The organism is Sphingomonas sp. LHG3443-2 (assembly GCF_049896405.1).
GTDB lineage: Bacteria > Pseudomonadota > Alphaproteobacteria > Sphingomonadales > Sphingomonadaceae > Sphingomicrobium.
This window is the reverse complement of record NZ_JAFCUG010000001.1, coordinates 420,258-431,947: the sequence shown is the minus strand read 5'-3', so window position 1 is coordinate 431,947 and position 11,690 is coordinate 420,258. Positions and strand designations below refer to the sequence as shown.

Genomic DNA, 11,690 nt, shown 5'->3' with positions numbered 1-11,690 from the left:
GGCTGGGCTCCTGAGGGTCAGGCGAGAAGATCGAGGCGGCCGGTCACCGCCGTTGAACGGAAGTGCTGTGTGGCGGCCGGAGTCGTGGCGGGATCAAATGGGTAAGGGAGCGCGGCGCGGCTGCCCTGCTGGCCATGGCCTCCCTGCTGGCCAGGTTGGCCGTTCCCGCCCGAGTGGGTCTGGCCGCCTTGGGAGGGGAGGCCAAGGCTGCTGTCCGCCCGCGCTTCGAAGCGAGGCGGGGCGATGTCGGCGCGGCCACCGGCTTCGATCAGGCTGCGGTGGAGGTCGGCACCGTTTGCGCGAAGCTGGTCGAGGACGTGGGGCTGGTCGGCACTGACCACTGCTTCCAAGGCACCGCCGGGAGCGAAGCGCAGCTCGACCCGGACCCGGCCCATGTTGGCGGGCTCGATCTGGAGGACCAACTCGTCCCCCGAGGCGAGCCCGCCGGGACGCCGTGCGATGGCGATCCCGACCTCTTCCGCAAAGCGCGGCGAGGCGACATGGAGGCGCGGCGTGGGTTGCGGTTCGGCTGGCGCTGGGGCTTCGCGAGGCGCAGCGGCTTGCGGTGCGAGAGGCGGCGTGGGGGAAGCAGCGGAAGGCGATTGAGGCGCAGGTGCGGCCGACGCGTCGACCAGCGGCGTTGCGCTGTTTGCCGGGGCCTTGCTGTCGGACGAGGGGGGCGCCGCTGGGTCGGCGGGTGAGGCCGTAGCGGGTTCCGCGAGGCGCTCGGCGGAGGCGCTGCGCCGCTCGGCCGCGCGAGGGGAAGCCGGCGGCGTTTTGTGAGCGCGGCCTGGGCCGGGCGCTTCGGTCCCTGCTGCAGATGCGCTCGTTGCTGTTGCTTTCGGTGGTGCGCTGAGCCCAGCGGTGGCTGCCGGCGGCGGTGCGGCGGGCGTCATCGCAAGGGGAGGCGACACAGCGGACGCGGTGTTCGTCACTGACGGGAATTCTAGCTGCGGCGATGGTGCGGCATTGTCCGGCTGGTCGGTTTGCGTGTCCAGTGCAGGACGCTTGCCCTCTCTGCCCGAGGAGGGTCGCGCGGCTTCGAGGCGATGCGGCGCAGCTGAAGTGAGTGCGGTGGCAAGCGTGATTGGAGCGGAAGGCGATCGATCAATCGAGGGCGGACGCTCGCCAGGTGGGTTGCCGGATAGCCCGCCGGCTCGCGGCGCAACCGCGGGGCCGAAGGTGGCAGCCTTGGGCGTGAGGCCTGAATCGAGCTCGCCCGAGGAGCTGGGGGGAGTTAGCCGATCATCACCGACCGGCGGCTCAGTGACTTGGTCTTCAGGATCGCCCGCTGAAGGGGAAGCGTCGTCGTGTCTCTGTGCGGTGACATCGATTACGACATTTGGGGGTGGCGGCGGTGCGGCGTGAGTGATTGCAGGCGCCACGGCGGCGGGTGGTGCTGGATCGCTCGGCTCGCGAGTGGTCTCCGAGGGAAGCGCGGAGGGCTTGGCGGCCAGTGCGGGCTTGGTGCGCGCGCCGTGAAGCGACTGGGCAATGTCACTCGCGCGCGGCGGGAGTGATGGTGGCGGCGCCTTCGGGTCGATCGTCGATCTCTCGCCATGCCAATCCAGACTGTGCTTCGAACTGGTAGGCTGTTTGTCCGCGTTGGCTTTGGCGACGACGGGCTGCTCGCTTGTCGCTTCGGTCGGAAGAGGAAGCGGATCCTTGTCGCCCTCGGTTGCGGCAACCACATCGGATTCGGCTGGAAGCGGGAGGCACACGACGGCTCGGGCAGCAGCACCGCCATCCAGCTGCCCAGAGAGCGGCAGCCCCGACGCATCGCTATGCAAGGTGGCCGCGAGCGTTGGCACGGCGGTGCGCCACGGCTTCGCGCCGCCATCTGCCAGCGGCGCAGGCGCAGAAGGGAACGCGAGCGGGAGCGTGAACGGCGGTCCTTCGCCGGCGGCGGCGGGAAGGATGCCGGAGCCAATGGTGGGCTCCGGGCCGCTCAGCGCTGTGAGGTTCATGGTCCTATTGTAGCGCCGCCATCCCGCCCACGGTCCCAAGCGAACGAATTCGCGCGCGGGCGTGGATCTCGTTCTGGCTCAGCACCACCGTCGCCGGACGAACGCGTTCGATGATCGAGCGGACGAACGGGCGAAGCGACGGGCTGACCAGCAGGCAGGGGATCTCGCCTGCTTGCGCCAGCCGGTCCCAGGTCGAGCGCAGCGCCGCGATGAAGTCCTGCAGGCGGCTCGGCGCCATGGCGAGCTGACGGTGGTCGCCTTCGCCGACGATGGCTTCCGAAAAGGCGGCGTCCCATTCGGGGCTGAGCGTGACCACCGGGATCGCCCCGTCGCGGGCATTGGCGACGCAGATCTGGCGGGCGAGGCGGGCGCGGACCTGCTCGGTGACTTGCGCCAGGTTGGCGGTGACGCCCAGCGCTTCGACCATGCCTTCGAGAATAGTGGGAAGATCGCGGATGGAAATGCTTTCGCTGAGCAGGTTCTGGAGGACGCGCTGGATGCCGGAGATGGTGATCCGGTTCGGGACCAACTCGGCGACCAGTTTCTCGCAGTCGCGGTGGACTTCGTTCAGGAGCTTGGCGACTTCAAGGTAGCTAAGCATGTCGGCGATGTTGTCGCGGACGAGCTCGGTGAGGTGGGTGGCGATGACGGTCCCGCAATCGACCACCGTCAGGCCGCGCAGGCCCGCTTCGTCGCGCAGCGCTCGTTCGATCCATAGGGCGGGGAGGCCGAACACCGGTTCGGTGGTGGGTTCGCCAGCTAGGCCCGCGGGGCCGCCGGCGGGGTTGATCACGAGCAGTTTGTCGAGGCGAAGCTCGCCGCGGGCGACCTCCGATTCCTTGATGAAGACGGTGTATTCGTTGGCTTTCAGCAGCAGGTTGTCGGTGATGCGGACCGAGGGGAGGACGAAGCCGTAGTCGCTGGCGAACTGGCGGCGGAGCGCGCGGACCTGGTCGTCGAGGCGGGGTTCGCTGGAGCCGTCGTTGATGATCGGCAGGAGGCCGTAGCCAAGCTCGATCCGCACCGCGTCGATGGCGAGGGTGCGGCCGATCGGTTCTTCCTCGACCGGTAGCGCGGCTTGTTCGGCGGCGTGGGCGGCGGCGCTTTCGGCAACGGCGCGCTCGGCCCCGCGGCGGATCGCCCAGGCGAGGCCGCCGCAGGCCGCTGCGAGAAGACCGAAGGGCGCCATCGGCATACCGGGCAAGAGCGCCAGCGCCCCCATCAGCGCGGCGGCCATGCCAAAGGCACGCGGGCTCTTGCCAAGCTGGGCCGACAACGCGCTTCCAGCCTTGCCTTGCATCCCACCTTTGCTGACCAAGAGACCCGCGGCGGTGGAGACGATCAGGGCGGGGACCTGGCTGACGAGCCCGTCGCCGACCGTCAGAATGGTGTAGGCGTGCGCCGCGTCGCCGAGCGCCATGCCGTGGACAGCCACGCCGGAGACGAGGCCGACGAGGATGTTGATCGCGGTGATCAGCAGGCCCGCGATGGCGTCGCCTTTCACGAACTTCGACGCACCATCCATCGCGCCGTAGAAGTTGCTTTCATCCTCGACCTCGCGGCGGCGGCGCTTGGCGTCGGCTTCGTCGATCAGGCCGGCGGAAAGGTCGGCGTCGATCGCCATCTGCTTGCCCGGCATGGAGTCGAGGCTGAAGCGGGCGGCGACTTCGGCGATCCGGCCGGCGCCCTTGGTGATGACGACGAAGTTCACCACCACCAGGATGAGGAAGATGGTGATCCCGAGCAGGAGGTCGCCGCCGATCAGGAACTCGCCGAATGCCGCAATCACCCCGCCCGCCGCGTCCGGGCCTTCGTGGCCGTGGCCGAGGATCAGGCGGGTGGAGGCGATGTTGAGGCCGAGCCGCAGCATGGTCGAGACCAGCAGGATGGTCGGAAAGGCCGAGAGGTCGAGCGGCTTTTCGATGAACAGGGCGGCCATCAGGATCAGGATCGACAGGGTGATCGAGAGGCTGAGGCCCATGTCGAGCAGCAAGGGCGGCAGCGGCAGGATCAGCATCGCGATGATGGCGATGATTCCCCCGGCGAGCGCGAGGTCGCGGGCGTCTTCGAGCTTGCGGAAGAAGGTGAGCAGGGGCGTCATGGGTCAGGCCGCCGGCGCGACCGCGAGGCCGTCGGCGCGCATCTCGCGCAGCTTGTTGCGCATGGTGCGGACCGAGATGCCGAGGATGGCGGACGCGCTGGTCCGATTGCCGCCGCAGCGCGACAGGGTGCCGAGGATGAGCGCGCGCTCGACCTGTTCGAGCGAGCGGCCGACCAAAGGGGTGACGCTGAGGTCGTCGGGGGGCGGGCTTGGTGCGGCTTCGGGGAGGATTTCGGCCGCGTCGATCACACCGCCCGGCGCCAGCAGCAGCGCACGGTGGAGGACTTGCTCGAGCTCGGCGACATTGCCGGCCCAATCCTGAGCCTGCAGCGCGGCGAGGGCCTCGGCAGTGAAGCGGGGCGCGGGGCGCTGCTCCTCCGCGGCGGCCCGGTCGGCAAAGCGCCGGGCGAGCAGCAGGAGGTCGGTGCCACGCCGCGCAAGCGACGGGAGGGTGAGCGTTGCGACGCCGATGCGCTCGGCCAGCAGCGGAGTGAGGGCGGCGGTGCTGGAGGCAGTGGCGACGAGGCGCGCGCCCGCTGCCGGCAGTGTGGCCGCCAATTGGTCCTGCAGATCGGCCGCGAGGCGATCGACGTGCCGGACGAGGAGGGTACCTCCAGCCGCTTCGCCGAGCTTGCCGGGGCGGTCGGCGACCGCGCCGTCGAAAGCGCCCGCGCAGTGGCCGAACAGTTCGGAGTGCAGCTGCTCGGCGGTCACCGCGTGTTCGGCGGCGTCGAACAGGACGATCGGGCCGGTGAGGCCGGACACGTTGTGGAGGTGACGGGCGAGCGCCTGCTTGCCGGTGCCGGGTGCGCCGACGATCAGCAGCGGCATGCGCGAGCGGGCAAGGCGTTCGCCGCGGCTGACCACCTCGCACCAGGCGGGATGCGCGCCGACGAGCCGAGTGGGACGGTGCCCGATGGCGAGCAAGGCGGCCGCAATCAGCTCGCGCGAGGGAGGAAGGGGGAGGTAGTCGATCGCGCCGGCGCGAACCGCGGCAACGGCTCGGGTTGCAGGCGCGTCGACGCCGCAGGCAAGCACCGGCACCGCGATCCGCTCGTTGCGGAGGGCGGCGATCAGGGCGGGAACATCGCTCGACAGCTCGGCCATCAGCAGGTCGGCGCCGTGGGTGCGGGCGAACAGCAGGGCTTCGGCGGACGAGTCGGCGAGGCGCACCTGTGCACCGCTTTCGGCCGCGAGGCGCGCAGCGAGGCGAATCTCCTGGCGCTCGCCGCCAAGCAGGATCAGCCGCAGTTGGCTCACGCGTCCTCGCGGCGGACGAGCTCGGTCAGGGTAAGGCCGAGCGCGCCGTCGATCAGCACCAGTTCGCCGCGCGCGAGCAGGCGGCCGCCGACCATCAGGTCGATCGGATCGCCGACCCGGCGGTCGACTTCGATCACGCTGCCCGCGCCAAGGCCGAGCAGCTCGTCAACGGTCAGCGTGCAGCCGCCCAGCACGGCTTCGACCGTGACCGGCACCTCGGCCAGCGGCGCGAGCGAGGCGCGCGGGCCATTGGCGACCGGCGGCGCAGGGTGGGGCACCGGCAAATTGTCGAATCCGGACCCGAGGTCCGGAAGGTCGAGGCCGTCGCCCGGCAGCGGAAAATCGTCAGGCGCTTCGCTCATCATCGCAAATCCTATTGGGTCATCCACTGGCGGATCACGGCCGTGGCCTCATGAGGGCTGGTGCCGACCGCATCGCCGACCCGCTTCAGCGCGCTGGCCTTCAGCTTGCCGTCGACTTCGGCGAGCGCGATTTCCTGATCGAGCAGCAGGCGGTCGGCGGCAGGCGCCTGGGCGAGGGCGGGCTGGCCGTCCGCGGCCGGAACAAGGGTGGCGGGCGCGCTGCCGGCACCCGGCCCGGCGAGGGCGGGAACTGGGACGGCGCCGGCCAGGCGCTGTTCGAGCAAGGGCTTCAGGCTGCGCAGCACCAGCAGCGCGACGACGCACAGGATGATCAGCTTGAGGATCGAGAACAGCTGCTCGGTCGGCAGCTTGTCGAGGAAGCTTTCGTTTTGTTCGGCAAGGTCGACGGCGCTGAACTTCATCGCTTCGACCACCACGCTGTCGCCGCGCTCGCTGTCGAAGCCGACCGCATTCTCGACCAGCCGCTGAAGGCGGGCGACCTGCGGCGCGGGGAGGCCGGTGGTGCCGGGATCGACCATCACCGCGACGGTGAGGCGGCGCACTTCGCCCGGGTTCTTGACCTTGACGGTGGTGGTGCGGCTGTTTTCGTAGGTGGTGTCCTCGCTGGTCTCGTTCTGCTCGCCCTGGCGGCGGTCGCCGGGGGTCGCTGGGGCTGTGCCGGCGTCGGGCAACTGCGAGGAGACGGAGGCGGGGGCGGACGGGGCGCCTTGCTCGTCGTTCTTTTCGCCGCTTTCGACGGTGACCTGGTGGGCGATCGCCTGCTTGTCGGGATCGACCACCGAGGCTTCCTCGCGGGTCTGGTCGCGGTCGACCACGGCGGCGACTTCGGCGCGGACCTTGCCGACGCCGACGATGGGTTCGAGCAAGCTTTCGATCTGCTGGCGGAGGCGGCCCTCGACCTCGGCCTGACGCTCGTCGGCGCCGGACGCTCCAGCAGCACCGCTTTCGCCCGAGCGGGCGAGGAGGGCGCCGGTCTGGTCGACTACGGCCACGGCGTCTGGAGAGAGGTCGGGCACGGCGCTGGCGACCAGCGAGCGGATCGCCTGCACCTGCTCGTTGCCGAGGCGGCCGGTGGTCTTGACCGTGACCGATGCCGTGGCGCGGCGGGCTTCGGTGGCGAACAAGGGGCGTTCGGGCATGACGATGTGGACCCGCGCCTTGCTGACGAGGTCGAGGCTCTGGATCGAGCGGACGAGTTCGCCTTCGATGGCGCGGGTTTCGTTGAGGCGGGCGCGCGAGGCCGAGGTGCCAAAAGGCTGCTCGCCGTCGAGCACTTCGTAGCCGATCTTGCCGCCCAGCCGGTCGCCGGCAAGGCTCATGCGCAGCTCGGCGAGCTTGTCCTGGGGAGCGAGCACGGCGGTGCCGTCGGGCGACAGCTGGAAAGCGACGCCCTGGCCCTGGAGCTTGTCGGCGATGGCCTGGGCCTGCGCGGGCTCGAGATCGGTGAAGAGATAGCCCATCGGGCCGCCGCTTCCGGGCATGGCGAGAAAGGCGAGGCCGATCAGCAGGGCCGCGGCCACCGCTCCCATCAACGCCAGTTTGCCGGCTCCAATTTTGTCGATCAGGCTACGCACCCGATCATCTTAGGAGGCAGTGCGGCACTTCTTGCCGGGAGGCGGCAAATATTGCCGGGGAGGCCCGTTCAGGCGGCGAGCGAGGCCGCGATCTCCGCTTCCATGGCGGCGCGGCGGCCGGCGCGGTCGAGCAGCAGGGCGCCTTCGTCCCATTCGATCCGGGCATCGCCGTCGATGATGCTGTCGTCAGCGAGAACGGTGATCTTGAGGCGGCGGCGGTCGCGGTCCTGCCGTTGCTGGACAAGGCCTTCCACCGCGCTGACGAGACCGGGCGCAACCCGGACGCGGAGCGGGCAGCCGCGGCGAACTTGCTCAAGCGCGCGGCCGATCATCGCTTCGATGGGGGAGACGGGATCCCGTTCCAGCGCCGTGCCGGCAAGCTGATCGGCAAGGTCGAGCGCCAATTCGGCGCCAAGTCGCGCGACCTGCCGTTCGGTGGTTGCGAAGCGCGCGTCCAGGCTGGCGAGGACAACCGTCAGCGCCTCGGCCGCGCTGGCAAGCGCGGTGTCACGCTCGGCGCGAAGGGTGGCAAGCGCTTCCTCGCGCCCTTGGCGGAGGCCGCGTTCATGCGCCTGCGCAAGCTTGTGATGAAGCTCCGCGACCTCGAGCTCGAGGCTGGCAAGGGTGACCGGGCCGAAGTCGCCGTCGTGGAACTCGGCCGCGAAGGCGAAGGGTTGGACGAAGCTCATACGATCACCGCATCGTCGCTTTTGGGATCGACCAGCATGATCTGGCCCTGGTCGGCGAGATTCTTGGCGAGGCGGACGAGGACCGATTGCGCGTCTTCGCAGTCGCGGGCGCGGACGGGGCCCATGCCGGCGATCTCTTCCTTGAGGAGGTTGCCGGCGCGCTCGGTCATGGCGGCGAGGAAGACGGCACGCTGCTCTTCCGAAGCGCCCTTCAGCGCCAGCGCCATGACCTTCTTGTCGGCGGCCTTGACCACGGCGGCGATGGCCGGGGGCAGCAGCTTGGTCAGGTCTTCGAACGTGAACATCAGGCTGCGGATGCGCTCGGCGCTTTCGGGGGCGGATTGCTCGAGTGCGGAGAGCATCGCTTCCTCGGTCGAGCGGTCCATCGCGTTGAAGAGGTCGGCCATGGTTTCATGCGGATCGCGGCGCTGGCTACGAGCGATGTTGCTCATGAACTCGGTCTTGAGCGTTCGTTCGACTTCCTGAAGGACGTCCTTCTGGACCGTGTCCATCCGCAGCATGCGGGTGATCACTTCGACCGCGAACTCGCGTGAGAGTTCGCTCAGCACGCGGGCGCTGTGATCGGGCCGCAGCTTGGCGAGGATCACCGCGACCGTCTGCGGATGCTCGTTCTTGAGATAACCCGCGAGCAGGCCTTCGCCGACGTTGCTGAGCTTGTCCCACATGGTCCGGCCGGAGGGACCGCGGATGTCCTCCATCACTTCCTTGACGCGGTCGGCGGGCAGGAGATCGCCAAGCAGCCGTTCGGTGGTTTCGAAGGAGCCGTGCAGCGAGGCCATGCTGGACACTTCGCCCGAGAAGCGGACCAGCAGGTGGTCGGCGACCGCGGCGGGAACGCGGCCGAGCTGCGACATGGCCGAGGACAGTTCCTTGACCTCTTCGGTCGACAGCGATTCCCAGATCGGCCCGCCATGATCGCGGCCGAGCACCAGTAGCAGGGCGGCGGCGCGTTGCGGTCCGCTGAGCTTCTTCAGCTCGGGCGGTTCGGCCACGGCGGTGGCGCTCATGCGCGGGTGCTTGGGTTAAGAAGTGGGCTGGTCGGCACGCGGCGGCTCCTTTCCCTCTATCATAGGAGAAAGGGGAGAAAGCGGTCCGCCGCGACGAGAAGAATGACGAGCCTCGACAACAGCCTTGCGGGACTGTCGCTGCTGACCGGCACGCGCTTTGCCGGTGTGTCCACGTTCACGCCCGCGGAAAGCCGTGCGGTGCGGCTCGCCAAGGCGCAATTCACCGCAAAACCAGTGGTCCCGCTGTGGAGCCAGGGCCGGCCGGCGCCGAACGTCTCGGCGGTGATGCGGCGGGCAGCGCTGATCGACGCCGCCGATGGCGCCGGCCGGCCGGCCGACGTGTCGACCGCCTTCATGGCCTACAAGGCCCTGGAGCGGCTGAAGGCCTTGGCCGACGCTGGTGCGAGGGGCACGGCAGACGGCGCCGCTCTGCAGAAGAGATTCAAGGCCGGGCTCGCCGAAGTCGAGCGCTGGATGGCCGCCGCGCCGAGCGACCAGCTGACCCTGTCGTTCGGCAAGGCGGCGCGAAAAGCCGAGAGTATCGCGCTGCCGGACGCACCCGCCGACGATGTGCGCGGGAGCGTCGCTGCCAAGACGCGAGACGAGGCACTGGCGGGCCTGACCGGCACCGAGCGCTTCACGCTGCGGGTCAGCCGGCCGGGTGCCAGCGACGCGTTGAGCGTCGATCTTTCCACAGTGCCGCAGCCGCCCAAGCTCGACGGCATTGCCGCCGCCTTCAACACGGCGCTGGCGTCGTTGCCGAGGGTCGGAGCCGATGGAGCGCCCGTGTTGGCGGCCGATGGCAGCGTGGCGCCACGTTACGAGAGCCGGTTCGCGGTGGTTCGTCACGAGGGCGGCGGCTGGGGATTGGAGCTACGCAGCGGCGGGATCGAGCAGGTTGCGCTGCATGACGAGGGCGCCGCGCCGGCGCTGCTGGTGGGCGTGCCGCAGGGCAGCGACGCGGGGGTCGGCGTGCCGGTCGCCTTGTCGCGCCTGACCGGCGCGACGCTGGACCGCGCGGCGCTGACCAAGCTGACAGCGATCGACCGCGAAGCGACCGCCTTGCAGCCGCCGCCGACGACCAAGGGGCTGGACACCGTGCCGGTGCTGGCGCCGCTGACCATCGCCGCGACCGTGGCTGCACCCGATGGCGGAAGCTATGCGATTGGGACAAGCCGCGGAACAATGGGCTCGCTGGTGTCCGACGGCGAGGACGAGCTGGTCTTGATGAAGCTCGACAGCCGTGGCCAGACCTTGTGGCAGCGTGGGCTCGGCACCGCCGGTGCCGCGAGCGGGCTGTCGGTGGCGATCGCAGCCGATGGCGACGTGGTGGTCGGTGGGACGGTGACGCCGACCGGCGGCGACCGCGACCTCATGTTCGCGCGCTTCGGCGCGGATGGCGAAGAAAAGGTGCAAAGCGGCGTGCGTCAGCTTGGCGATCAGGATTTCGCCGGCATGGCGGTGCTCGGCGATGGCTCGACGATGCTGGCCAGCAAGGCGGCGGACGGGGCGGTCAGCCTGGTTCGTGTGGGCGCAAGCGGCAAGGTCGGCGAGCGGGTCAGCCTTGGGACCGACATCCGCAATCTGCGCGGGATGGCGACGGCACCGAACGGTGACCTCCTGCTGCTGCACCAGTCGGGCGAGGATGCGGTGGTGAGCCGCTTTGCCGGGGGCGATCCCGCCGCGGCGCCGACGACCGAGCGGCTTAGCGGCGTCATGGCGTCAGCCTTCGCGATCGCGGCAGACGGTACGGTTGCGGTCGGCGGGCGGCGGGGAAGCGATGCGGCGGTGGCGTTGATCGACGCGGGCGCGACGCGCTGGGTCGATCTGGCCAGCGCCGGCGACGACCGGATCGATCAGCTTGCGTTCGACGGCGTTACGCTGGTCGCGGCCGGGCGCACCACGGGCGATCTCGGCGGCGCGCGGACCGGGCTTACCGATGCCTTCGTGGCGCGGATCGATGCCGCGAGCGGCGCTGTCGAGCAGGTCCGCCAATGGGGCCAGGTCGGCCAGCGCAGCGGTGCGGTGACCGTGAGCGTCGCGGCCAGCGGCGACAGCGCGGTGCATCGCCTTGGCTTCAGCGAAGGGACGATCAATCCGTCGCAGAGCGCGTCGCTCACCGACGTGACCGGGCTTAATCCTGGCGACCGGTTCCAGATCCGCCTCAACAAGCAGTCCGCCAAGGCAGTCGTGATCGAGGAAGGCGAGACCGCCGCCTCCTTTGCCGAGCGCTTGCAGCGCCTCATCGGGCGCAGCGCGGGCAAGGTCACGATCACCCGCTCGGGCGGTGCGCCGCAAATCCGGATCGAGCCGGCGGCGGGGCAGCGGATCGACCTTCTGCCCGGCCCGAATGGGCGGGACGCGCTCGCCAAGCTCGATCTTGCGCCCGGCAGCCTGATCGCGGCGCCGCTGTTCGACGCCAAGGCACCCCGCGTGAAGCCCGGCGGGCATTACGGGCTGGAACTGTCGGACGGCCTCAGCGTCGCCGACAAGGGGTCGGCCAAACAAGCGCTCGAAAAGCTCGACAATGCGATTGCGACCGTGCGCGCGGGGTTCCGCTCGCTGTATTGGGACGACACCAAGGCCGCACTGGCCGAGGGCGGGCGCAAGGCGGGGTCGGTATCGCCTTATCTCGCCGGGCAACTCGCCCGCTATACCGACGCGCTGAAGCGCATGGGAGGCTGACGA

Annotated in this window: 8 protein-coding genes; 1 reads left to right on the top strand and 7 read right to left on the bottom strand. The window is 69.9% G+C overall.

What is annotated here, in order from left to right; all coding sequences use genetic code 11:
* Positions 1-17 precede the first annotated feature (17 nt).
* The 7 genes from ACP69Z_RS02100 to ACP69Z_RS02070 form a co-directional block, all read right to left on the bottom strand.
* Positions 18-914 (bottom strand): flagellar hook-length control protein FliK, encoded by an 897-nt coding sequence (locus tag ACP69Z_RS02100; protein ID WP_426265898.1) that lies wholly within the window; start codon positions 912-914, stop codon positions 18-20.
* A gap of 1,057 nt (positions 915-1,971) precedes the next feature.
* The gene (flhA, locus tag ACP69Z_RS02095; protein ID WP_426265897.1) at positions 1,972-4,068 is read right to left on the bottom strand and encodes a flagellar biosynthesis protein FlhA; all 2,097 of its coding nucleotides are present in this window, start codon (positions 4,066-4,068) and stop codon (positions 1,972-1,974) included.
* Positions 4,069-4,071: 3 nt separating this feature from the next.
* A complete protein-coding gene (locus ACP69Z_RS02090) occupies positions 4,072-5,328 on the bottom strand; it encodes a sigma-54-dependent transcriptional regulator (RefSeq protein WP_426265896.1) in 1,257 nt (418 codons plus the stop codon).
* Entirely contained in the window at positions 5,325-5,693 is a 369-nt protein-coding gene (locus tag ACP69Z_RS02085; protein ID WP_426265895.1) for a FliM/FliN family flagellar motor switch protein, read from the bottom strand. The genes ACP69Z_RS02090 and ACP69Z_RS02085 overlap by 4 nt, the downstream gene beginning before the upstream one ends.
* Positions 5,694-5,701: 8 nt before the next feature.
* Positions 5,702-7,285, bottom strand: a complete 1,584-nt coding sequence (gene fliF, locus ACP69Z_RS02080) for a flagellar basal-body MS-ring/collar protein FliF (RefSeq protein ID WP_426265894.1) — start codon at positions 7,283-7,285, stop codon at positions 5,702-5,704.
* Between the two features lie 68 nt (positions 7,286-7,353).
* Positions 7,354-7,974 carry a FliH/SctL family protein gene (locus tag ACP69Z_RS02075; protein WP_426265893.1) on the bottom strand — a complete coding sequence of 207 codons (621 nt, stop codon included), beginning with the start codon at positions 7,972-7,974 and terminating at the stop codon, positions 7,354-7,356.
* On the bottom strand, positions 7,971-9,002 hold the full coding sequence (locus ACP69Z_RS02070; RefSeq protein WP_426265892.1) for a flagellar motor switch protein FliG: 1,032 nt from the start codon (positions 9,000-9,002) through the stop codon (positions 7,971-7,973). The genes ACP69Z_RS02075 and ACP69Z_RS02070 overlap by 4 nt, the downstream gene beginning before the upstream one ends.
* A gap of 102 nt (positions 9,003-9,104) precedes the next feature.
* On the opposite strand from ACP69Z_RS02070, the gene ACP69Z_RS02065 reads away from it, so the two are divergent.
* A complete protein-coding gene (locus tag ACP69Z_RS02065; RefSeq protein ID WP_426265891.1) occupies positions 9,105-11,687 on the top strand; it encodes a hypothetical protein in 2,583 nt (860 codons plus the stop codon).
* The last annotated feature ends 3 nt before the right edge of the window (positions 11,688-11,690 follow it).